General features: G+C 68.8%; 18 protein-coding genes and 2 tRNA genes. 15 read left to right on the forward strand and 5 right to left on the reverse strand.

The window, feature by feature from the left end; translation table 11 throughout:
• Positions 1-53: 53 nt before the first annotated feature.
• From G4D83_RS38160 to G4D83_RS38190, 7 genes are all read left to right on the forward strand, one after another.
• Positions 54-139 (forward strand) — tRNA-Leu (locus tag G4D83_RS38160).
• A 99-nt stretch (positions 140-238) separates the two neighbouring features.
• Positions 239-907: a response regulator gene (locus G4D83_RS38165; protein ID WP_163869837.1), complete on the forward strand. Its 669-nt coding sequence runs from the start codon at positions 239-241 to the stop codon at positions 905-907.
• Between the two features lie 96 nt (positions 908-1,003).
• Positions 1,004-2,308 carry an RsmB/NOP family class I SAM-dependent RNA methyltransferase gene (locus G4D83_RS38170; protein ID WP_420826690.1) on the forward strand — a complete coding sequence of 435 codons (1,305 nt, stop codon included), beginning with the start codon at positions 1,004-1,006 and terminating at the stop codon, positions 2,306-2,308.
• 56 nt (positions 2,309-2,364) lie between these two features.
• A complete protein-coding gene (locus tag G4D83_RS38175; protein WP_176435392.1) occupies positions 2,365-2,766 on the forward strand; it encodes a hypothetical protein in 402 nt (133 codons plus the stop codon).
• A 55-nt stretch (positions 2,767-2,821) separates the two neighbouring features.
• A tRNA-Ala gene (locus tag G4D83_RS38180) sits at positions 2,822-2,894 on the forward strand.
• A gap of 103 nt (positions 2,895-2,997) precedes the next feature.
• On the forward strand, positions 2,998-4,779 hold the full coding sequence (locus tag G4D83_RS38185; protein ID WP_163869839.1) for a TolC family protein: 1,782 nt from the start codon (positions 2,998-3,000) through the stop codon (positions 4,777-4,779).
• Positions 4,780-4,833: 54 nt separating this feature from the next.
• Positions 4,834-5,469, forward strand: a complete 636-nt coding sequence (locus tag G4D83_RS38190) for an MlaC/ttg2D family ABC transporter substrate-binding protein (RefSeq protein ID WP_163869840.1) — start codon at positions 4,834-4,836, stop codon at positions 5,467-5,469.
• 75 nt (positions 5,470-5,544) lie between these two features.
• Here the strand turns inward: G4D83_RS38190 and G4D83_RS38195 are convergent, their stop codons facing one another.
• From G4D83_RS38195 to G4D83_RS38205, 3 genes are read right to left on the reverse strand one after another with little or no spacing between them, the layout of a single operon-like run.
• Positions 5,545-6,546: an NAD-dependent epimerase/dehydratase family protein gene (locus G4D83_RS38195; protein ID WP_163869841.1), complete on the reverse strand. Its 1,002-nt coding sequence runs from the start codon at positions 6,544-6,546 to the stop codon at positions 5,545-5,547.
• Positions 6,547-6,564: 18 nt separating this feature from the next.
• Entirely contained in the window at positions 6,565-7,746 is a 1,182-nt protein-coding gene (locus tag G4D83_RS38200) for an N-acetyltransferase (RefSeq protein ID WP_163869842.1), read from the reverse strand.
• A gap of 6 nt (positions 7,747-7,752) precedes the next feature.
• Positions 7,753-9,300, reverse strand: coding sequence for an aminotransferase class I/II-fold pyridoxal phosphate-dependent enzyme (locus G4D83_RS38205; protein ID WP_163869843.1), 1,548 nt, complete (start codon positions 9,298-9,300; stop codon positions 7,753-7,755).
• 433 nt (positions 9,301-9,733) lie between these two features.
• On the opposite strand from G4D83_RS38205, the gene G4D83_RS38210 reads away from it, so the two are divergent.
• From G4D83_RS38210 to G4D83_RS38235, 6 genes are all read left to right on the forward strand, one after another.
• Positions 9,734-12,250 carry an efflux RND transporter permease subunit gene (locus G4D83_RS38210; protein ID WP_176435395.1) on the forward strand — a complete coding sequence of 839 codons (2,517 nt, stop codon included), beginning with the start codon at positions 9,734-9,736 and terminating at the stop codon, positions 12,248-12,250.
• Between the two features lie 5 nt (positions 12,251-12,255).
• Complete coding sequence (locus tag G4D83_RS38215) at positions 12,256-13,221, forward strand: phosphatase PAP2 family protein (protein WP_240357058.1); 966 nt, start codon at positions 12,256-12,258, stop codon at positions 13,219-13,221.
• Positions 13,222-13,260: 39 nt separating this feature from the next.
• The gene (locus tag G4D83_RS38220; RefSeq protein WP_163869846.1) at positions 13,261-14,454 is read left to right on the forward strand and encodes an aminotransferase class I/II-fold pyridoxal phosphate-dependent enzyme; all 1,194 of its coding nucleotides are present in this window, start codon (positions 13,261-13,263) and stop codon (positions 14,452-14,454) included.
• Positions 14,455-14,565: 111 nt separating this feature from the next.
• Complete coding sequence (locus tag G4D83_RS38225) at positions 14,566-15,294, forward strand: methyltransferase domain-containing protein (protein WP_163869847.1); 729 nt, start codon at positions 14,566-14,568, stop codon at positions 15,292-15,294.
• Positions 15,287-16,255: a hydroxymethylglutaryl-CoA lyase gene (locus G4D83_RS38230; RefSeq protein ID WP_163869848.1), complete on the forward strand. Its 969-nt coding sequence runs from the start codon at positions 15,287-15,289 to the stop codon at positions 16,253-16,255. Before G4D83_RS38225 ends, G4D83_RS38230 begins: the two co-directional genes overlap by 8 nt.
• Positions 16,256-16,421: 166 nt before the next feature.
• On the forward strand, positions 16,422-17,933 hold the full coding sequence (locus G4D83_RS38235) for a methyl-accepting chemotaxis protein (RefSeq protein ID WP_163869849.1): 1,512 nt from the start codon (positions 16,422-16,424) through the stop codon (positions 17,931-17,933).
• Between the two features lie 107 nt (positions 17,934-18,040).
• On the opposite strand, the gene G4D83_RS38240 is transcribed toward G4D83_RS38235, so the two are convergent.
• Entirely contained in the window at positions 18,041-20,005 is a 1,965-nt protein-coding gene (locus tag G4D83_RS38240; protein WP_163869850.1) for a TIM44-like domain-containing protein, read from the reverse strand.
• A 102-nt stretch (positions 20,006-20,107) separates the two neighbouring features.
• On the opposite strand from G4D83_RS38240, the gene G4D83_RS38245 reads away from it, so the two are divergent.
• A complete protein-coding gene (locus G4D83_RS38245) occupies positions 20,108-20,884 on the forward strand; it encodes an enoyl-CoA hydratase-related protein (RefSeq protein WP_163869851.1) in 777 nt (258 codons plus the stop codon).
• Positions 20,885-20,997: 113 nt separating this feature from the next.
• Here the strand turns inward: G4D83_RS38245 and G4D83_RS38250 are convergent, their stop codons facing one another.
• Complete coding sequence (locus G4D83_RS38250) at positions 20,998-21,357, reverse strand: YtxH domain-containing protein (protein WP_163869852.1); 360 nt, start codon at positions 21,355-21,357, stop codon at positions 20,998-21,000.
• Between the two features lie 207 nt (positions 21,358-21,564).
• Here G4D83_RS38250 and G4D83_RS38255 point away from each other — a divergent pair, with 207 nt between their 5' ends.
• Positions 21,565-23,094, forward strand: a complete 1,530-nt coding sequence (locus G4D83_RS38255; RefSeq protein ID WP_163869853.1) for an acyl-CoA carboxylase subunit beta — start codon at positions 21,565-21,567, stop codon at positions 23,092-23,094.
• The last annotated feature ends 26 nt before the right edge of the window (positions 23,095-23,120 follow it).

The raw sequence follows: 23,120 nt of genomic DNA on the forward strand, positions 1-23,120 counted from the left end.
GGATGCATCCTTGCGACCGTCGCGGTATACGTCTGGCCGCTTCCGTAACAAACGGCCCTCTGTCGAAATTGGTAGACGAGGCGGACTCAAAATCCGCTGCGGCTGACCCCGCGTCCCGGTTCGAGTCCGGGGAGGGCCACTTCCCGAAAGGGGTGGGTGACTGGCATGGCACCGCCGGTTCCCCCGCCTGGGACCGTGGAGGACGTGCTCCGGTCAGGGGCGTTGGAGATACCCCGAGATGAAGGTTCTGCTGGTCGAGGACGACGCGAGCCTCCGTGAAGGAATGGGTGAGCTGATCTCCGACCTGGCGGAGGTGCGCTCGGTGGGTGACGTGAGCGCCGCGCTGGCCGCCCTGGGCGAGGAGCGCTTCGAGCTCGTCGTGACGGACCTGCGCATCGGTGGTGGAGAAGCCGGCGGGCGCTCCGTGCTGGAGGCGGCCCGGAAGGGGCTGCAGGCGGTGGCCATCGTCAGCGCCGCGGCTCCAGAGGAAGTGGCCCGGGCGCTGCGGCCCTCGGTTCCGGACGGCGTGCTGGTGAAGCCCTTCCAGATCGAGGACATCCTCGGGCTGGTGGAGCGCTTCCTGGCGGTGCACCGGAACGTGGAGCTGGCCTCGCGAGGGCAGCTCCCCGCGGAGGGCGACTGGGTGCAGTGCGCGCCCGGAGTCCACCTGGCCTCGCCGGGTGGTGGGGCGGGCGGCGCCATCTGGGTGCGAATGGCGGCGCAGGGCCAGTGGGACTGGGCGGCCCGGGCCCGAGGGCGGGAGGCTGCCCTGTTGCTGGAGGGCGAGCTGGAGTTCGAGGGGACACGCTTCGTGGCCCCGGCGACGTTCTTCGTGGGTGCGGACGAAACGCCCGAGGCGCGCACGCCCACCGGGTGTCTCGTCATCACGCTCGGCCTGGACGGTTGAAAGGGCAGGTAGGCACCCGTGGACACTGTTTGGCCTACAACGCCGCATGATGCGGCACGTCTGGGTCGTCCCTCGCGCAGGGCGGCGACGGCGGCCTTGGAAGCACACATCGCCGTGCTGCAGGGGGATCCGCTGAAGGCCGCGCTGGCCAATGCGCTGCGGGACGCGGATGGGCTCGGGGGGCAGGAGCGGCGCTTCGCCGCGCTCGCCGTGCGTGAGCTGTCCCGCCATCAGCGCCTGCTGGACCTGGCCGCGAAGCTCCTGGGCCACCCGCCGGGGAAGCTGGTGATGACGGAGGACCAGGCCCTGGTGCGGTACGTGCTGTGGCGGCGCATCTTCTGTGGTGAGACCTGGACGCGCATCGGCCCGGAGGTGCGGCTGCCCGGACCGGTGAGGCCGCGCACCCTCAAGGACGAGGTTCTCCAGAAGGTGGCGGAGTCGGAGCTGCCGGAGGCGCCGCTGCCGGACGCCCATGTGGACCGGCTCGCCATCCGGTACTCGTTCCCCAACTGGCTGGTGCAGAAGCTGGCGCAGGCGTACCCGGACGAGGCCACGCTGGAGGGACTGCTGTCGTCGCTCGACGAGGAGCCGGGCCTGCACTTCCGCGTCAGGCCTCCGGGCACGCGGGACGAAGTGCTGGCGGCGCTGGTGGCGGAGGGCGTCGCCGCGGAGGCGGTGCTCGCCGCGCCGGACGCGGTGCGCGTGGTGGATTCGAGCCATCGCGTCTTCGAGACGCGGATGATGAAGACGGGGCGCCTTCAAGTCCAGGACGTGGGCAGCCAGCTCATCTCAGAGGTCTGCCGTCCTGCGGGCGGCTCGCTGACGGGGCTCACCGTCGCGGATGTCTGCGCCGGTGCGGGCGGCAAGACGCTGGCGCTGGCGGACTTCGTCGGTCCTTCGGGTCGGGTGCTCGCGGGAGATCGCTCCCGACGCCGGCTGGCCGAGGCCCGTGAGCGGGTGCGTCACTTCTCGCTGCGGCAGGTGGCCTTCCCGCATCCGCTGCCCCTGTCCGACGCGGACGTGCTGCTCATCGACGCGCCGTGCAGCGGCACGGGCTCGCTGGCGAGAGAGCCGGATCAGAAGTGGAAGCTCACCGCGCAGGAGATCGCCAAGTACCAGACGACGCAGTCCGAGCTCCTGGAGGAGGTCTCCCGCCAGGCGAAGCACGGGGCGCTCATCGTCTACGCCACCTGCTCGGTGCTGCCGGACGAGGACGAGGCCGTCGTCGAGGGCTTCCTTGCCAGGCACCCGGAGTTCACTCTGGAGCCTGTCTCGGACGTGCTCGGAGCGGAACGGGCCGCGCTGGCGGCCCATGGGCCGTACCTCAAGGCCCTGCCGCCGAAGGTGCCGGGGGGCGGGTTCTTCGCCGCGCGGCTGCGCCGGACGACGGGGCAGGGTTGACAGTCGGCGAGCCCACACGCTACGCCAGTATTGGTTCTTCAAGGGGTGTCACCCACGTGGCGGCCGACGCGAAGCAGTCCGAGGTGGTGAAGCAGATCAACGAGGCCTTCCAGGCGGCGCAGGCCCGTCTGGCGCAACTGCGCGAGGCGGTGGAGCGCAACACCGACCTGGCCCGTGCGAACGCCAAGGCCACCGTGCTGAAGGATCAGAAGGAGCGCGCCCTGAAGGAGCTGGGCGACCTCGTCTATCGGCAGATCCAGAAGGGCAAGCTGCTGCTTCCCGCGGGCTTCGCTCCCGCGCTCAAGGCCATCGAAGCGGCCGAGCAGGCAGCCGAAGCGCACGCTCGCGAGCTCACCGATATCTTGAAGGAAGGTGAAGAGGTCGCCGAGCGGTTGAAGGTTGGAAAAAACGCACCGAAGCCGCAAACAGTTCTTGGCCCTGGGAACAAGAAACGGTAGAAGGCACCCACTTTCGACGTCGGGCCGCAACCCAAGGCGGCCAGCAGCAAAAGACGGGGCTATAGCTCAGCTGGGAGAGCGCTTGAATGGCATTCAAGAGGTCACCGGTTCGATCCCGGTTAGCTCCACACTGAAGTAGAAAGGCCCGCCCGGGAAACCTGGCGGGCCTTTTTCGTTTCCGATGGGTTCGTCGCGGGCTTCTCGGATATGGGGCCTGCGAGAGGCCGAGCAATGCGCAGACACCTGGATCGAGGCGTGACAGTGGCGCTGGTGCTCGCGGCGGGGCTGTCAGCCGCGCAGTTCACACCAGGCTCCACGGGGCAGGGCGGTGGCGCGACGCCGGGAACGACGGGGACCACCGGAGGCTCGACCACCGGCACCACCGGAACGGGAACCAGCGGCCAAACGGGGACGGGGACGGGGACGGGAAGCTCGACACCCACGCCCGGCACGGGGACCGCGGTTCCCACCACGCCGAGCACCTCCGCGCCGCAAGGGCCCTCTCCGACGCGAGGCGGGAGTGGTGATGCGAGCCTTCCGCCCGGTCCGCCGACGATTGCCCCGGAGACGGTGGATACGTCGACGAATCCCTCGGGCGGTGGCCGCACGGTGTCACCAGCGCCCATGCGCGAGACGGCGCGAGAAGCCCAGCAGGCCAAGGACGACGTGGCGAAAGTGCCGGACTCCGAGGCACCTGCCGCCAAGGCCGCGCCCCTGACGCTGGAGCAGTTGGTGGAGCGTGCGCGCGCGACGGACTCCCGTGTCGAGGAGGCGAGCGCGGAGCTGCGCAAGTTCGAGGCGCTCTACAAGCAGGCGCGTTGGGCGTGGTTCCCCAAGTTCGAAATCTCCGTGGGCGCCGGAGGCCCGATTCCCGAGGCGCGCAATGACGGCCTCGGCGGGCCCCCCACCACCGAGGCGTCCCTCGAGGGCGACACCAACTTCGGCAAGGTCGGCATCACCGTCTTCTCCTCCGGCAACGCGGTGCTGCCGCTCTTCACCTTCGGCAAGCTGACCGCGCTGAAGAAGGCAGGTGCGCAGGGGCCCATCCTCGGCGCGGCGCTGCGTGAGCGTGCCCGGGACGAAGCGGGGTTCCAGGCCGCGCAGGCGTACTTCAGCTACCAGCTCGCGCGCTCCGGTGTGCAGCAGCTCGAGGATGTGTCCAAGCGACTGGAGGACGCCGCCGAGAAAATCGCCGCGCTCCTGAAGGACGAGTCCCCCCAGGTGTCCCAGGTGGACACGTACAAGGTCCGCTTCTTCCGCCAGATAGTGGAGGCCCAGAAGGCGAACGCCATCCAGGGGCGCGCGCTCGCGATGACGGCCATTGGCGTGCTGGCCAACGCGGCCCCGGGCGTGGCGGTGGACGTGGTGGAGGAGGACCTGGCGCCCGAGTCGGAGATTCAGCCCCCGTCACTGGAGCGGGCGCTGGCGTTGGCCGAGCAGTACCGGCCGGAGCTGACCGCCATCGCCGCCGGCATCATCGCCCGCGAGTCCGAAGTGCTCATCCGTGAACGGGCCTACTTCCCGGACCTGGGCCTGGCGGGCTTCTACGACGTGCGCTTCACCACCAGCGCCACGCGGCAGCGAAGCCCCTTCGCGTATGACCCGTACAATGACCGCACCGCCGGCCTGGGCCTGGTGGTGCGCGGGACGTTCGACATCCCCATCAAAGACGCGCAGTTGGATCAGGCGCGGGCGGAGCTCGACAAGCTGCGCGCGCAGGAGAAGCAGATCCACGCCGGCATCCGCCTGGAGGTGTCCAAGGTGCATGGCGAGCTGGTGGCCGCGTGGGCTCGCGCCAAGGCCTATACGGACGCGGAGAAGAGCGCGCGCCGCTGGGTCACCGCCGCGTTCGCCGCTTTCGATTTGGGAACGGGAGAAACGCGCGATTTGGTGGACGCCTTCACGGCCTATGCGCAGGTTACAGGCGACCGGTCGAAGAGCTGGTTCGACGTCCGGTTGGGAATGGCGGCCCTCGCCCGTGTCACGGGGACGCCACCCGCCCCGGGTGAATAATCGGGGCGCCGCGTCTGTCCGCTGTACCGTCCTCCTTCACGGAGTCGAAAAGCCATGATTGCTTCCCTGCTTGCCGCCACCCTGCTTGCCGCGGCGCCTGGTCCCCTCTCAGTCGTGAAGTCCGGGAACGCGGATGTGCAGAAGGCCGCCAACGCGCCCGGCGCCACCGTCGAATCCCTCGCCTCCGTCGTCGAGAAGTTCGTCGACTTCCAGGAGCTGGCGAAGCGAGCCCTCGGAGACAAGACGTGGGCCACGCTCACGCCCGCACAGCGCAAGGACTTCTCCGAGACGATGACGGGGCTCCTGCGCGCCTCCTACGCCCAGAAGGCCATCGGCCAGGCCCAGGCCGAGGTGAAGTACGGCAAGGAGTCGGTTGAAGGCGCCGAGGCCACCGTCGATACGACGCTCACCCTCAAGAAGGACCAGATTCCCGTCGACTACCGCCTGTACAAGTCGAACGCGAAGAGCGACTGGCGCATCTACGACGTCGTCACCGACGAGGTGTCCCTCGTGGACACGTACAAGGGCCAGTTCCAGAAGCTGCTGAGCACCAAGGGCTTCGACGGCCTGCTCTCCACCCTGAAGACCAAGCGGGCTCAGCTGGAGAAGGAGAACGCCGCGCAGTCCGCGAAGGGCGCCTCCGGTGCGGCGGGCTCGGCCACGGGTGGCTCGGCCGGTCCGACGAAGTGAGCTGAGCCGGACTTCGCTTCACCAAGACACTCAAGGGCCGGGGCTCCCATGCGAGGGGCCTCGGCCTTCGTCTTTTCAGGTGCGCGCGAGCTGCTGATACGACGCGAGCGTCCCCACGAGTCCCTGGGCCAGGGAGATGGTGGGAAGGAAGCCCAGCTCGCGGGAGGCGCGCTCGGTGGTGCACGTCCACGCGGCGCACGTCATCTCCCGCACCTTGTCGCGGTTGAGGATGGGGGTGATTCCGCGCAGCCGGGCAATGACCTCTGAGCCCAGGCCAATCATGTAGCCCACGCTGTCGGGCACTGGCAGCACGGTGGGCGCCTTGAGTCCCATCGCCAGGGCCACCGCGGCGCACAGCTCCTCCCAGGTGTACTCGACGCCGTCGGACACGGTGTACACGCCGCGCGCCGGGTCCGCCTTGTCCAGCGTGGGGCCTCGCTCGGCCGCCGCGAGCAGCGCGGTGTTCAGGTCATCCACGTGGATGAGCGAGTAGCGCTTGGGCCCGAAGCCGCTCTTGAGCGCCAGGCCTCGCTCCGCCATGGGAATCACGGAGGGGATGAACTCCACGTCGCCCGGGCCGTAGACCATGGGGGGCCGGACGATGACGGAGGGGACCCGGTCCGCCAGCTCGCGCACCGCGTCCTCGCCGCCCAGCTTGCTGCGGCCGTAGATGGAGACGGGCGCGGGAGGGTCCTCCTCACGGCGCGGACGCTGCGGCGTGGACGGCCCCGCGGCGGCCAGCGACGAGCAGTAGACGAGCCGGGGAGGGCGGGGGAGCGACGCCATGGCTTCCGCGACGCGGCGGGTGCCATTCGCGTTGCCCTCGAAGTAGCCCGCGGGCTCCCGGGCCTTGGTGACGCCGGCCAGATGCAGGACGCAGTCGACGTCGCGCACGGCCTCGGCCAGGCCCTCGCCCGTCGTCAAATCCCCCACGGCGAACCGGGCGCCAAGGGATGCGAGCGCGTCGCGACGGGAGCTCGCGCGCACGAGCGCCGTGAGCGAGTCACCCCGCTCGACGATGCGGCTCGCGAGCCGCTGGCCGATGAAGCCAGTGCCACCGGTGAGGAGGAAGCGCACGAGGAGACTCCCGGGGGATTACAGCGAGCGCTGATAGATGCGGTACGCCTTGGAGCGCTTGCCACCCATCGACTCGATGGCGCGGTTGACGAGGTGGTTGTCCTCGAGCGTCCAGGAAATCTCTCCACCGGAGTATCCGAGACGGTGCGCGGTGCGCAGCGTGTCCAGGTACAGGATGGCGTCCAGCCCTCGGCGTCGGTAGCCCTCCTTGATGCCGAGGGTGATGAGGCGCAGGCGGCGGATGCTTCGCGAGGCGAGCGCCAGCTTCACCAGTCCGATGGGCAGGCCGAACGTCGTCAGGCGCCCGTTGGCGGCCTTGAGCGCGTGGTTGGCGTCCGGCAGCGTCATGGAGAAGGCCACCGGCTCGCCCTTCACCTCGGCGATGAGCACCAGCTCCGGCCGGACGATGGTCTTCATGTCCTTGGCCAGGTGGTCGAACTCCTTGTCGGTGAAGGGGACGAAGCCCCAGTTCTTCTCCCAGGCCGAATTGTAGATGTCTCGGATGCGGTCGACTTCGTTGGCGAAGTCCTTGAGGTTCACCGCGCGCACGGTGATGCCCTCGCGCTGGCGCATCTTCTCCGCGATGCGCACCACCTTCTCCGGCGGCTGCGCGGACGCGGACAGCTCGTAGGCGAGCAGGTCCTTCGCCTTCACCAGCCCGCACGCCTCCAGCAGCGCGGCGTAGTAGGGCGGGTTGTACGGCATCATGATGGCCGGCGGCACGTCGTGCCCGTCGACGAGCAGGCCCCAGTCCTGGTTGGACGAGAAGTTGGCCGGCCCGAGCATGGCATCCAGCCCGCGCTGCTTCAGCCACGCCCCCGCCGCGTCCAGCAGCAGCCGCGCGACGCCCGCGTCATTCACGCACTCGAAGAGGCCGAAGAAGCCTTCCTTGGTGCCGTGGATCTCCTGGTGGCGCGGGTTGCGGATGGCGGCGATGCGGCCCACCACGTCCTGGCCCCTCCGGGCGAGGAACAGCTCCACCTCGCCGTACTCGAAGAAGGGGTTCTTCTTCGGGTCCAGGAAGTCCTTGCGCTCCATCTCCAGCGGCGGGACCCAGTTCGGATCATTCGCGTACAGCGAGGCCGGGAAGCGGATGAACGTCATCCGCGCCGTGGCGCCCCGCACGGGTGTCACCAGGACATCCGCGGGAAGGGGAGGGAGGACGGCTTGCGTCGCGGGCGGCTCGGCGGGTAGGGCCATGGTGGATCAGGACCTCTCGGCGGGATTGCCGTCGGTGCCGTTGCGCATGAAGAAGTGGGCGCCCTTCTCCAGGAGAAGACCGGGCAGCGCGCCGCGCTTCTCCCACAGCTTCATGGGCGCGGAGCGGAGCTGACGCAGGTCCTCCGGCTGGAGGTTGGCCGCGCGCCAGGTGAGCTGCTCCACCGCGTCGAAAATCTTCCCGGCCACCTCGCGCGACGACATGCGCTGCAACTGCTCCAGGGTGATGCCGCCCTTGTCCGCGAGCAGACCGGCGGAGCCCGCCGCCCACTTCTCGCTCGCCTTGTTGGAGCGCACGGACGTGCCCGGGCGGGCGATCTGCACCGGCTCGTACACCGTGGGGCGCGTCTCCGGAATCACGCCCAGCTTGCGGCCGATGGTCTCGAAGGTGTCCAGCACCCGGTCCAGCTGCGCGTCGGTGTGCGTGGCCATGTACGAGGTGCGGATGAGCGCGTGGCCCGCCTCCACCGCCGGCGGAATCACCGGGTTGGCGAAGACGCCCGCCTCGTGCAGCGCGCGCCAGAAGCGGAAGCACTTCACCTGGTCGCCGATGTGCACCGGGACCACCGGCGACACCGATACGCCGGTGTCGAAGCCCATGGCGCGGAAGCCGTTGTGCATCTTCTCCGCGATGTCCAGCAGGCGTGCGCGGCGCTGCGGCTCCGCCTCGATGATCTCCAGCGCCTTGAGCGCCGAGGCGATGGACGCCGGCGTCATCGACGCGGAGAAGATGACCGAGCGGGACTTGTGGCGGATGTAGTTGATGACGTCGAACGGACCGGACAGCACGCCGCCCAGCGACGCGAAGCTCTTGGAGAACGTCCCCATCACGAGGTCCGTCTCCTTCTCCAGCCCGAAGTACTCCGAGGTGCCCCGGCCCTTCTCACCGAGCACGCCCATCGCGTGCGCGTCATCCGTCATCACCCGGGCGTTGTACCGCTTCGCCAGCTCGGTGATGCGCGGCAGGTTGCAGACATCTCCCTCCATGGAGAAGACGCCGTCGGTGATGATGATCTTCCCCGCGTTCGGATCCGCCTGGGAGAGCAACTGCTCCAGGTGGTCCATGTCGTTGTGGCGGAACTTGCGCTCGGTGGCGAAGGACAGACGGATGCCGTCCACCAGCGACGCGTGGTTCTGCCGGTCGCTGAAGACGATGTCGTGCCGGCCGAGGATCGACGCCAGCGCCAGGTTCGTCTGGAAGCCCGTGGAGATGACCAGCGCCGACTCGCGGTTGAGGAACTTCGCCAGCCGTCCCTCCAGCTCCTCATGCAGCGCCAGCGTGCCGTTCAACAGACGCGAACCCGAGCACGTCGTACCGAACTTCTCCGTCGCCTTGATCGCCGCTTCCTTGACGCGCGGATCCGCCGACAGGCCGAGGTAGTTGTTGGAACCGACCATGATCACCCGCTTGCCCTCGATCTCCACCTCCGTGGCGCCGTGCGACGCCTCGATGACGCGGAAGTAGGGGTAGAGGCCGGTGGCCTTCGCGATGCGGTAGTCCTTCCAATTGCTGCACTTGTCGAAGACGTCGCTCATGGTGTTCTGTGGTCTTTCTGTATGTCTGCGTCGGGGGAGGGTTTTTCGCCTGTCAGGCGGATGCGGAACTCCGGTCGCCACTCACCATGCAGGGCTCATTCCGAGCCGGGGGCAACCTTGCGTCCGTCGACCTCCCTCGGGGGACGCGGGGCGGTGAATAAAGAGGCCGAGCGGCAGTGTCAAGGCGCGGACTGTCGCTTGAGTCCCATGCGAGAGTCCCTTTGAGGCCCATGCCTTGACAGCACCATCGCTTTGGTGGCACCCCGCCGCTTCACACCGTCTTCCAGTGGATAATGGAAAGCACCGTGTGTACTCGGCCGCACGTCCGGCGGCACCTGATTGACGGGCGGAAGGCTTTCTTGGCGCCCGTTGTTTGCGGGGGCCAAGAATGGCCGGGAATTTGCTAAGCCCGGCATTCATCGAGGAGTGGACGGTGTCCAGGTCTCTGCGGCAACGGTGGTTCGAGGGATTCATCCAGACGGCGGTCTCCCGGCCCTGGTACGTGCTGCTGATCTGCGCATTGCTCGCCGCGGGCGGTATGGCACTGGCGTCGCGGTTGGAGTTTCGTGGTTCATTCGTGGAGCTCCTTCCGCAGGGAGCCCGTGAAGTCCAGGACCTGACACGCGTGTCGCGGAAGGCGGGCGGGGACGGGTACCTGGTCATCGTCGCGAAGGGAGACACGCCCGAGCGGCTGAAGGCTTACGCGAGCGAGCTGAAGTCGCGGCTGGAGGCGCTCCCGGAGGTCCGCTACGTCGAGCACGACTACGACGTGGAGTTCTTCCGTCGTCACGGGCTCTTGCTGTTGCCCGCGGAGAAGCTGGCGGAGCTGCGCACGGAGCTGGCGGCGCGGGTGCGCTACGAGCGACAGCGGGCCAATCCCTTCTACATCGACCTGGGGGCCACGCCTCCGCCTCCGACTTTCGAGGAGATTGCCCGCAAGCACTCGCCCAACGCGCCGGTGAACGAGTACCTGGCCAACGCGGATGGCACCGAGGTCTACCTCATGCTCAAGCCCATGGGGACGGCGGGAGACCTGGACTTCGCGCGCCGCTTCGTGGAGCTGGCCATGGGCACCGGCCGGACGCTCGCCTCGGAGCGCTTCCCGGCCGTGAAGCTGGAGGCCACGGGCAACTTCCAGAACCGCATCGAAGAGGACGCGGTGATGCGCAGTGACTTGTCGCGCGCCGGTACGCTGTCCGCGCTCATCGCCATTGGCCTCATCCTCCTGGCCACCCGGCGCATCGCCGCGCTGGCCGTCGTCGGAGTGCCCGTCGTCGTCGGCCTGCTGGTGACGTTCGGCGTCGCGCAGCTCGCCATCGGCCACCTCAACGTGGTGACGGGCTTCCTGGTCGCCATCCTCATCGGTCTGGGCATCGAGTACGGCGTGCACCTGTGCATGCGCTACTGGGAGGAGCGCAGGACGCGCTCGTCGCGCGACGCGCTGGCCACGGCGGTGCGAGGCACGTTCAGCGGCGCGCTCACCTCCGCGGTGACGAACGCGGCGGCCTTCTTCGTGCTGCTCCTGGCCCAGTTCCACGCCTTCAACCAGTTCGGCTTCCTGGCGGGCCTGGGCGTGCTGCTCGCCGTCATCGCGGCCTATGCGCTGGGTCCGTCGCTGCTGGCCATCGCCGAGCGGCTGCGCCCCGCGCGCAAGGACGGCGAGCCCGCGCCGTCGGAGGTCGTCCCGGACGCGCCGGTGGCCCCCTCCGCTCCGGCGCGTGAGTGGCGTCGCTGGCCCACGTCGGTCATCGCGCTGATTGCCCTGGCGGTGGTCGGCTTCGCCGCGTTCTCCGTCTCCATCGCCTCGCGCCTGGGGTTCGAGACGGACATGCGCAAGCTCAAGGGCGACTCGCCGGCCTCGCGGCTGGATGACCACGTCACCGAGCAACTCGGGCAGCCGCTCAATCCGGCCATCTTCCTGGTCGACGACCTGACCCAGGCGGCGAAGGTGGAAGAGGTCATCGCAGAGGTGAAGCAGCGCAACGGCGCCGACTCCGTGTTCCTGCGCACCACGTCCTTGAACGACCTGGTGCCTTCGGACCTGGAGCGCCGGGAGAAGGAGATCTCCGGCATCCGGACGCTGCTCCAGGGGCTGCCCGAGGCGGCGCACGAGGACCCGCGCCTCAAGGACTTCGAGCAGATGGTGGAGGCGAAGCCGTATGGCCTGGACTCGCTGCCGGCGGAGGTGCGCCATCGCTTCCTCGCCACCGATGGCCAGGGCACCTTCCTGCTCTTGTTCCCCTCGGTGTCCAACTACGACACGGCGGACTTGAAGCGCTGGGCCGCGCAGATCGACCAGGTGGTGGAGGGCGCGACGGCGCGGGGCGTGGAGATGTCGGTGCTGGACAGCAACCGCATCGCCGCGCGCATCTTCGCGCTGGTGCAGGGCGACGGCACGCTCATCCTCGGCGCCGCGGCGGCGGTGGTGTTCTTCGTCATCCTGCTGAGCCTGCGCAGCCTGAAGCGCGCGCTGCTGGTGACGGGCCCGCTGTTCCTGGGCATGACGTGCCTCGCGGGCGGCATGTACCTGTTCGACGTGCAGCTCAACTTCATCAACGCCGTGGTGCTGCCGAATCTCCTGGCCATCGCCGTGGACAACTCCATCCACCTGTACCACCGGTACGAGGAAGAGGGCCCCGGCTCGCTCGGCAAGGTGGTGCGGCACACGGGCCTTGCGGCCGTGGTGGCCACGCTGTCGAACGCGGCCGGCTATGGCGCGCTGCTCGTGGCCAACCATCAGGGCCTGCGCAGCATCGGACAGATTGCGCTACTTGGGGTCGTGTGCACCTTTTTGGGGACCACGGTCTTCTTCCCCGCGCTGCTTGCCCTCTTGGAGCGCTGGAAGGAGAGGGGGGGCTCGGTCGGGCGGGAGGTCGCCGTCGTCCAGAGTCTGGAGCTCGACATGGCCGGCCAGGCCGCCGCGCCATCAGGGGAGCGGAAATCGGCGTGAGTCTCGTGACCTTCCAGAGCCTCCGTGGCTGGGTCTCCTCCCATGGCCCTCGTGGTGCGCAGGTCCGACTGGGGCCGGTGGACCTCATCATCGTGATTGCGTGCTCGCTCGGGGCCTTTGTCCTGCTCGGACCGGGCCGGTGGGCACCGCAAGCCATTCCCAACGCGGGGATGTTCGCCTCCATGGCCGCCGGTCCGCTGGTGCTGCGGACGCTGGAGTCCTGGTTCCCTCGCCAGCGCTGGCTGACGGTCATGGCGGACTTCTGGCTGCTGCCCGTGGCGGTGCTGACGCACTCCTGGCTGTCGCCGGTGGTGGACACGCTCAACCCGTTCCTTCGTGACGCGCAGCTCGTGGCGGCGGACGAGCGCATGTTCGGATTCCAGGCGGCGGTGGTGTTCGCGCACGTGGTGCCGCCCTGGCTCAACGACGTGCTGATGCTCTGCTACTACGGTCACTTCGTGTGGCCGCTGGTGCTGGGCATCGGCCTGTATCGCCGCGCGCACGGAGCCTCGGCGGAGTTCGACGAGTACCTGCTGGGCCTGGGCCTGCTCTTCATCTTCAACTACTCGGCGTACTCGCTGGTGCCCGCGGTGGGGCCTCGCTACTTCCTCATCGACTCGTTCGCCGCCCCCCTGCAGGGCACGTTGACGCCGATGCTGGACTCCATCATGCGCCGGCCGCTGTTCGGGCGGGACTGCTTCCCGTCGGGCCACACCGGCACCACGCTGGTGGTGCTGTTCTACTCGTGGCGGTTCTCCCGGAAGCTGTTCTGGGTGATGTTGCTGCCGGGCATCGGCCTCATCGTCGCGACGCTGGCCGGGCGCTTCCACTACGCCACCGACCTCCTGTGCGCGGTGCCGCTGGTGATGGTGGTGGTGGGCATGTCCGCGGCCCTGTCCCGAGCCGCCCGTCAGCGCGAGAGCGAGAGGGCCGCGCGTTCCGTCCCGGTCGACGCTATCTTGCGCCCCTGAGCCCGGTCCGGCGACTGACGCCGGCCGCCAGGAGCCCCCATGTCCAGGCCCGTGTTGTCGCAGCGCGTGTCCCGGTTCGGCACCACCGTCTTCTCGGAGTTCAGCGCGCTGGCGCAGAAGCATGGCGCCGTGAACCTGGGGCAGGGGTTCCCCGACTTCGACGGGCCCGACGCCGTGAAGGAGGCCGCGCAAAAGGCCATCCGCGACGGCGTCAACCAGTACGCCATGAGCATGGGCGCCCGCGACTTGCGCGTGGCCATCGCCGAGCACGCCGCGCGCTTCTACGGCCAGACGGTGGACCCGGACACCATGGTGACGGTGACGAGCGGCGCCACCGAGGCCATCCTCGACGTGATTCTGGGCCTCGTGGACCCGGGCGACGAGGTGGTGGCCTTCGAGCCGTTCTACGACTCGTACGACGCCAACATCACCTTCGTCGGCGCCACCGCGCGCTGGGTGCCCCTGCGTCCCCCGGACGAGGCCCATTCCCAGTGGTGGTTCGACTGGGACGAACTCCGCGCCGCCTTCGGGCCTCGCACGCGGCTGCTCATCCTCAACACGCCGCACAACCCCACGGGCAAGGTCTTCACCCGCGAGGAGCTGGAGCGCATCGGCGAGCTGTGCGCCGAGCATGACGTGAAGGTGCTGTCCGACGAAGTCTATGAGCACATCACCTTCGCGCCCGCGCGCCACGTGCGGCCGGCCACGGTGCCGTCGCTCGCGGACCGGACGGTGACGGTGAGCAGCGGCGGCAAGGCCTTCAGCCTCACGGGCTGGAAGGTGGGCTGGGTGATAGCGCCGCCCGCGCTGCGTGACGCGATTCAGCGCGCGCACCAGTTCGTGACCTTCGCCACGGCGTCTCCCTTCCAGGCGGCCATGGCGGCGGCGCTCCGCCTGCCGGACGCGTACTTCGCGGAGCTGGCGGCGACCTACCTGGCGAGACGGGAGCGGCTGCTCGGCGGACTGCGCGAGGCGGGACTGCCGGCGTACACGCCAGATGGCAGCTACTTCATCCTCGCGGACATCCGGGGCTTCGGCTTCGCCGACGACGTGGCCTTCTGCCGTCACCTGGTGACGGAAGTGGGCGTCGCGGCCATTCCCCCGAGCGTCTTCTACGGGCCCGAGCACCGACACCTGGGACACGGGCTCGCCCGCTTCGCGTTCTGCAAGACGGATGCGGTGCTGGATGAAGCGGTGCGCCGCCTTCGCGCGAAGCTGTCGCCTCGACGCTGACGGACGTCAGGCCTCCGGCTCGGGGCCCACGCGCGTTGCGAGCCCCGGACGGGGTTGCTACATCCCCTCGCAGGAGGGCGGCCCGGCACTTCCCGGCCGCCGCGCGCGTCCGTGGACTTCTTCGGCGAGCTGTACCTGCGCAGCACGTTGCCGTTCCTCTCCGAGTCGGTCACGGCGAGGGAGGTGGACTACCTGTCGCGCGTGTTCGCCGACGTCCCCGGCTCCGGGCCCGTGGTGGACCTGGGCTGTGGCCATGGTCGCCATGCCGCGCGACTCCAGGCCTCCGGTCCCTTGGCGGGTCGCGTCATCGGGTTGGAGAAGGACGCGCTCTCTCTGGCGATGCGACGCCCGGGCTTCCCCGTGGTGCGTGGTGACCTGCGGGCCTTGCCCTTTCGGGAGGGAAGTCTGTCCGGTGCATACGCGTGGTATTCCACGCTGTTCGCCTTCACGGACGAAGAGCACGTACACATCCTCCGGGAGCTGGCGCGAGCCATGAGACGGGGAGGGCGCCTGGTGTTCCAGACGGTGCCCCACGAGCGACTGGCTGCGTCACCGGGCGCCGCGTTCCAGCGCGGGCTTCCCGGCGGTGGCGTGCTGGAAGAGGAGAGTCACTTCGACATGGTGACGGGACGCGACATGGGACGCCGGACGCTCACGCTCCCGGACGGGCGCGTCCTCTCCGCGTCCTACGCCCTTCGTTACTATCCCCTTGCGGATCTCGCCGCGCTGTTGGAAAGCACGGGGTTTTCAATCGCCTGGGTGCATGGCGGGCTCGACGGTGAGCCGCTGACGCATCTGTCTGCCGACCTGATTGTGGGAGCGGTGCCGCGAGATGGCTGAGAATTCACGAGCGCGTGGAACCCTGCTGAGCCAACTGCCGAAGCGGGTGGACGTGTATGAAGTCGGCCCTCGGGACGGACTCCAGAACGAGCTGCGCACGCTGCCCACGAAGGACAAGGCGCGGCTGATCGACGCGCTCGTGACGGCCGGCGAGAAGCGCATCGAGGTGACGTCGTTCGTATCACCCAAGTGGATTCCCCAGCTCGCGGACGCGGAGGAGTTGCTGCGGTTGGTGGGGCGGCGCGAGGGCGTGGTGTTCTCCGCGCTGGTGCCCAACCTCAAGGGGCTGGAGCGCGCGAAGGAGGCGGGGCTGCAGGAGGCCGCGGTGTTCATCTCCGCGTCCGAGGCCCACTCCAAGAAGAACATCAACAAGACCATCGCCGAGGCCATGGCGGGTGCCCGCGAGGTGACGTCCGCGGCACTCCAGGCCGGGATGCGCGTGCGCGGCTACCTGTCCACCGTGTGGGGCTGCCCCTATGAGGGCCATGTCCCGGTGGAGCGCGTGGTGGACATCTGCCGGTACCTGGTGGATGCGGGCATCTACCAGCTCAGCCTCGGCGACACGATTGGCGTGGGCACGCCCCGGCAGACGGAAGAGATTCTCGAGGCGCTCCTCAAGCACCTGCCGGTGGAGAAGCTGGCGCTGCACCTCCACGACACCCGGGGCACCGCGCTGGCCAACTCACTGGTGGGCCTGTCCGCGGGCGTGACGACGTTCGACGCGAGCATCGGCGGACTGGGCGGCTGCCCCTATGCGCCCGGGGCCGCGGGCAACCTGGCCACCGAGGACGCCGTCTTCATGTTCCATGGCATGGGCGTGGACACCGGCATCAACCTGGACCGGCTGGTGGAGGCCGGGGAGATTGCCCAGGAGCTCATCGGCCGGAAGCTCGCGGGCAAGTACCTTCAGGCCGCGCTGGGCGAGCGCGAGAAGAAGGCCTCCCGTCGCTTGCAGACCTGAGCCAACCCGGTATGGCGTCCCCCTGGGCTTCGCTCGGAGGACGCCCCGGGGCGGCCGGTCCGCGAGGGGTAGCAAGCCTGTAATCTTTTGACGGTGGTTCCGATGTGAGTGAGGCGCTGGTAGCCTGGGTAGCAGTCGACCCTGCTTTCACACCTGGACTTGCTTCATGACCCACTCGGTCGACGCGACGGCCCTCGCGCGACGCTCGCTGGAAATCTTCGACGAGCATCAAACCGCTCTCAACCGCCGGACGGACCGGATGTTCGCGGCGCTGATGGGCCTTCAATGGTTGGGGGCACTCCTCACCGCGTGGGTCTTGTCGCCAAGGACGTGGGCGGGGACCTCCAGTGAGGTGCACCCCCATGTCTGGGCTGCCGGAGGGCTCGGTTTCGTGGTGGCCAGCCTCCCGGTGACGCTGAGCCTGCTGCGTCCCGGGGGCACGTCCACGCGGTTCTCCATCGGCGTGGCGCAAGCGCTGATGTCCGGGCTGCTGATCCACATCACCGATGGCCGCATCGAGACTCACTTCCACATCTTCGGTTCGCTGGCCTTCCTGGCCGTCTATCGGGACGTGCGCGTGCTGCTCGTCTACTCGGGTGTCGTCGTGGTGGACCACCTGGCGCGCGGGCTGTTCTGGCCGCAGTCCGTGTTCGGCACGGACCTGGTGAGCATCTGGCGTCCGCTGGAGCACGCGGGCTGGGTGCTGTTCGAGAACGTGTTCCTCATCCTGACGTGCCTGAGCGGACGGAAGGACTTGCGGGAGCTTGCCTCGCGACAGGCCCGTCTGGAGCTGTCCCAGGCACAGCTCCAGACGAAGGTGGTGGAGCCATTGATGGACTCCGCCCGCGAGCTGACGGAGGCGATGCTCTCCCTGACCATCACCACCGAGGACCAGCGCCGGATGCTGTCACGGCAGGCGCAGGCGCTGTCGGAGACGCAGGTGACGGCGACGGAGATTCAGCGCACGTCGGAGGAGACGTCGCGGCGGGCGGAGGCCATCCTCGCGTCCACGACGCAGGCGGGCGATGCGGGGAGCACGGCCCAGTCGATGATTGGCAAGAGCATGCTCGGACTGGAGGGCATCCGCGCCCAAGCCGCGGAGCTGTCCGGGCAGTTGGAGGAACTGGGCTCTCGGGCCCGCCGGCTCACGGCCATCGCCGCCACCGTCAAGGACCTGGCGGACCAGTCGAACATGGTGGCCCTCAACGCGGCGATTGAAGCGGCGCGCTCGGGCGAGATGGGCAGGGGGTTCGCGGTGGTCGCCTCGGAGATGCGTCGGCTCGCGCGCCAGTCTCAGAAGGCCACGAGCGAGGTGCGCGTCATCCTCGACGACACGATGAAGTCCATCAACGCGGTGATGACGGCGAGCAAGCGAGGCTCCGAGCGCATGGCACTCGACCTGGAGACAGTGCGAGCGTCAGGCGAGAGCCTCCAAGGACTCACCGCGATGATGGAGAGCAGCACCGACAGCGTGCGCCGCATCTCCGCGGCCGTGGGACAGCAGTCAGCGGGCGTCTCGCAGCTCTTCGGCGCGGTGAATGACCTGTCCGCGATGATGACGGAGACCCTGGGCCGGCTGGATGCCGCGACCTCCGCCACCAGTGCCCTGCGCACCGTCACCGACCGCGTGCAGAACGTCATCCAGACCTACCAACCCGACTCACATCGACCTTCCTGAGCCCTCGGGCCGGGGCCGGACTTCACTCTGGGTAATCATACTCGGAGTGTGCCCGGGCGGGATTTTCAGAGGGGGCGGACTCCACGGCCCGCCCCCAGGCTCCAGACTCACCGGTCGCCGATCATCGACGCCAGCTTCTCCTGAAGGCCCAGGTGCGCCGCCGCGGACTCAAGCATGCGGCGCTCCTTGCGGTCGATGCGGCCATCCACCAGGGCCATCTCGACGATGTTGCGCAGGAAGACCTCGGCCTCGGGGCTGCCCCGGACGACCAGTCGCTCGAAGAGCTGCGGCCCCGCGTTGAGGGCCATCTCCACCTGGGCCCACTCGACATCCCAGCGCTCGGAACACAGCTTCAGCAGCTTGCGCTCAGCGGGAGTCACCGTGCCGTCGGCGGCGGCGATGGCGGCCATCATGTAGAGCAGCCGTTGGCGCTCCTGGACATCCATCACCGCGTCCGTGCCGTTCCCCGCCGGAGCCACCGCGGGCGCACCACCATTCGACGGCCGAGCCATCGGCGCTCGGGCGGGCGGGGCCCGGTAGCTGCTGGCACCCTCGCGGACATTCCACGCCTCGAACGGCAGCGCGGACGCGAGCACCCAGTCCCGTTCACCGGTGGCGAGCTGCGTGCCGCAGAACTCGCAAGCCGTGGCGGCGCTGTCGGTGAGCGGCGCGTTGCACTGGGGGCAGCGGTCCGTGGACACGCCATTCGCCGTGTTCGTCCGCGCGCCATGCTTGCGCACCAGCGTGAAGACGAAGCGCTGGGGCAGGGTGGGAATCTGCGGCGGGCGCTCGTTGACGGGGCCCACGCCCATGCGCGCGCTCCAGCGAATCTCCGCGTGGGCGCGATCATACCCGCGCGGGTCCACCTCCAGCAGCCGCACGTCCACCGAGCCCACCGCGCACTCCAGGAACACGCGCCGCCGGCCCTGACGACGCAGCCCGTCCAGCTCGGAGTTCAACGTCCCGAGCGCCTCCGGAGTCGCCACCTTGGACAGGCCCTTCGTCTCGCCCCGGCTCTGCGCGTCGATCCACTTCCAGAACAAGAGCGACGCACGGTCCTCCAGGACCTCCAGGTTGAGCGCCGGGTCCTCCTGGCGCGCCTGCATCAGCCCATCCACCGTCCGGTGGTAGCGCGAGTGCTCCACGCCCTGGGTAATCTCCGTGAGCGTCCAGTCGTAGTTGCCAGAGTTCACCACCGCGTTGCAGAACTCGCAGCGGTTGGCCGCGCCGCCCTTGTACGGGGCGCCGCAGTTGGGGCACTTGCCCTGGAACAGGTCCGCGCCGATGCGCGTCTGCGCGCCCGGCTTGCGCACGAAGGTCCACACCTCCGTGAAGGTCTCCATCGGGGCCCGGCGCGCGGCTTCGACGGCCTGCGCATCCGTGTCGTTCGCCGACACATCCGTGTCCCGCATCCGCGCCTGCACGCGGACCTGGATGCTGTCGAACCACTCGCTCTGCTCCAGGCCGATGAGCTGGACATCGAGCACTTCGATGTCGGTGATGGCATCGCGCACGCCCTGCGCATCCAGCAGCTTGAGCTGCACGTCGAAGCGCTGCCACGTCGCGTCCGACAGGAAGGGCCGCACCGGCGTCATGTCGCGGCGGAACCAGGCCTGCTGCAGGTCCATGAACAACCGACGCACCTTGCCGAGCACGGGCTCCAACTCGAACGCGGAATCCTTCAGCTTGAGCGCGTTGACCCAGCCGGACACATCTCGGGAAGTCACCTGGGTGCGCTGGTCCGCCTCGTACTGGTCCAACGCCTTGCGCGTGGTGGCCGTCGGGTGGAGGTTGCGCTTGTAGAGCCAGTACCCGACGCCGCAGATGACCAGCAGCGGAATCATCACCTTCGGGTAGCGGAACACCAGCCGGAACGCCTCGAAGAGGATCCAGATGGGAATCCCATCGCCACCGCCGTCGCGGTCGGAGGAGGGACGCGTGTAGTGCTCGCCACCGCCGCCTCGGGCCAGGGCGTCGAGCGGAACGAGGGCCAGGGCCACCAGGGGGAGGGCCAGGGGCCACCGGGAGGCCCATGGGGAGAGCTGTCGGAGCACGGTGCGCGGCGAAGGCATGAGGGGATGCTAACCGTTTCCGCCTTGCCAGACCCGCCTTCCCACCGCACTCTGCCGCGTCCCAGAGCGGCCCGCCGGGCGGGCCCTGGAAGGGGAGCGGATATGCCGGAATTCAAGGTCGACGCACGCGGTGCCATCGAGATCTGGACCATCGACGGCGAGGGCCGCCGCAACGCCATCAGCCGCGCCATGCTCCAGGAGCTCGGCGCGCTCGTCGCTCGCGTGTCCTCGGGGCACCAGGTGCGCGCCGTCGTCATCACCGGCGCGGGCGACAAGGCCTTCTGCGCGGGCGCGGACCTCAAGGAGCGCGCGGGCATGGCCGAGGACGAGGTGCGCTTCTTCCTCGACGGGCTGCGCAAGACGTTCCGCGCGATTGAGAAGAGCGACTGCGTCTTCATCGCCGCCATCAACGGCGCGGCCTTCGGTGGAGGCACCGAGCTGGCGCTCGCCTGTGACTTGCGCGTGGCGGCCCCGGCGGCCGAGCTGGGCCTCACCGAGGTGAAGCTGGGCATCATCCCCGGAGGAGGCGGCACGCAGCGGCTGGCGCGGCTCGTGGGCCCCGGCCGCGCCAAGGACCTCATCCTCACCGCGCGACGCCTCAACGCGGCGGAGGCGTTCGCCGTCGGACTCGTCAACCGGCTCGCGCCCGAAGGGCACCTGTTGGAAGTGGCGCACGGGCTGGCGGAGTCGGTGGTGGACAACGCCCCCATCGCGGTGGCCACCGCCAAGCACGCCATCGACGAGGGCACGGGCCTGGAGCTGGATGACGCGCTCGCGCTGGAGCTGCGCAAGTACGAAGAGGTCCTCAAGACGGAGGACCGCCTGGAGGGCCTGCGCGCCTTCGCCGAGAAGCGCCCCCCCGTCTTCAAGGGACGCTGAGGAAACACACGAAGGGCGGTGGCTCGCGACTCGCGAACCCCGCCCTCGTGACCTCATGTCGGGTCGGACCCTTCGTCAACGGAAGTGGCCCGCGCGATGAGGCGGCCCATCAGCTAGGCGTTGGCGCTCTTCTCCGGCGCCAGGCCGATGTTCTGCTTGTTCATGTAGCCCATGGCCTTGTCCTTCACCTGGGTGCGCAGGTCGTCGCCCGTCTTGGGCGTGAGCAGCAGGGCCGCCACGCCGCCCGCCACCGCGCCGATGAGGAACAGCCCCAGGCCGCCCAGGCCGGTCCGCCCCGGCTTGTAGGTCGTCAGGCCCACGTGCCGCAGTGCATCATCCGGCTCGAAGTCGTCCCAGCGATCGCGGGCGACCCGGGGGAGCTCGTCGAGGAGCTTGTGGGCCATCCACTTGCGGTACAGCTCGCTCTTGGCCAATCCCTTCGCCGTCCACTTCGCCTTCTTCTTCGCGAACATGCTTCCCTCCTGGGCCAGTGTTGGTCGGGGACGCGCCGCACTACGGAGCGTCTCCTTCGAGCTTTGAAGGTAGGCAGGGGAGCCCGTGGCGGCATCCCCCGGGCCCTGGGGTTCGCACGACGCGTCATCAGATGGACGACAAGGTGTGTTGGACCCCTCGGTGAGTTAGCAGCCAGCCGGGGACCTTTCTGCTATGTCGCCCGGGCCATGTCCCAAGACACGAAACTGCTCGAGAAGATCGCCCAGGTGGAGAAGGGTGGCGCGTCCAAGTACCACGCGAAGAACCAGGAGGCCGGCAAGCTGTTCGCGCGTGAGCGCATCCGCCTGCTCGTCGACGAGGGCTCCTTCGTCGAGGACGCGAAGCTCGCCAACAACCTGGACGCGGAGCTGCCCTCGGACGGCGTCGTCATCGGCCTGGGCAAGGTGGCCGGACGCACCGTGGCCATCATGGCCAACGACTCCACGGTGAAGGCCGGCAGTTGGGGCGCTCGCACGGTGGAGAAGATCCTCCGCATCCAGGAGACGGCCCGCTCGCTGCGCTGCCCGCTGCTCTACCTGGTGGACTCCGCCGGAGCCCGCATCACCGACCAGGTGGAGATGTTCCCCGGCCGCCGGGGCGCGGGCCGCATCTTCTACAACGAGGTGCACATGTCCGGGGACGTGCCCCAGGTGTGCCTGCTCTTCGGACCTTCCGCCGCCGGTGGCGCGTACATCCCCGCGTTCTGCGACCTGGTCATCATGGTGGACGGCAACGCCTCCATGTACCTGGGCAGCCCGCGCATGGCGGAGATGGTGATTGGCGAGAAGGTGACGCTGGAGGAGATGGGCGGCGCGAAGATGCACTGCTCCATCTCCGGCTGTGGCGACGTGCTGGTGAAGACGGAGCAGGAGGCCATCGCCGCGGCGAAGAACTATCTGAGCTACTTCCCGGAGAACTGCAGCCAGCTTCCGCCGCGCGCGGAGTCCAAGGCGCCCAAGGCCAGCGGGAAGAAGGTCGAGGAGATCGTCCCCGTCGACCAGAACAAGCCCTTCGACATGCACGCCCTCATCACCGAGCTCATCGACGAGGGGAGCTGGTTCGAGGTGAAGAAGCTCTTCGCCCAGGAGCTGATCACCGGCCTGGCTCGCATCGACGGCCGTCCCGTGGGCATCATCGCCAACCAGCCCAAGTACAAGGGCGGCGTGCTCTTCGTGGACAGCGCGGACAAGGCCGCCCGGTTCATCTGGCTGTGTGACGCCTTCAACATTCCGCTGCTCTACATGGCGGACGTGCCGGGCTTCATGATCGGCACCAAGGTGGAGCGCGCGGGCATCATCCGCTCCGGCGCGAAGATGATCTCCGCCGTGTCCGAGGCCAGCGTGCCCCGCATCTGCCTCGTCGTCCGCAAGGCGTACGGCGCCGGCCTCTACGCCATGAGCGGCCCGGGCTTCGCGCCCGAGGCCACCCTGGCGCTGCCCGGGGCGATGATCGCCGTGATGGGCCCGGAGGCGGCCGTCAACGCCGTCTACTACAACAAGATTCAGGAGCTGCCCGAGGCCGAGCGCCCCGCCTACGTCCAGAAGCTGCGCGACGAGTACAAGGCGGACGTGGACATCTACAAGCTGGCCAGCGAGCTCATCATCGATGACATCGTCCCTGGTGAGCGCCTGCGTCACGAGCTGACCCAGCGGTACGGGCTGTACGCCTCGCGCCAGACGCCTCGGGCCGAAAAGAAGCACGGCGTCTATCCCGTTTGAGTAGAGAATCTTGCCCTGCCCGGAAG

The organism is Myxococcus eversor (assembly GCF_010894455.1).
Classification (GTDB): Bacteria; Myxococcota; Myxococcia; order Myxococcales; family Myxococcaceae; genus Myxococcus; species Myxococcus eversor.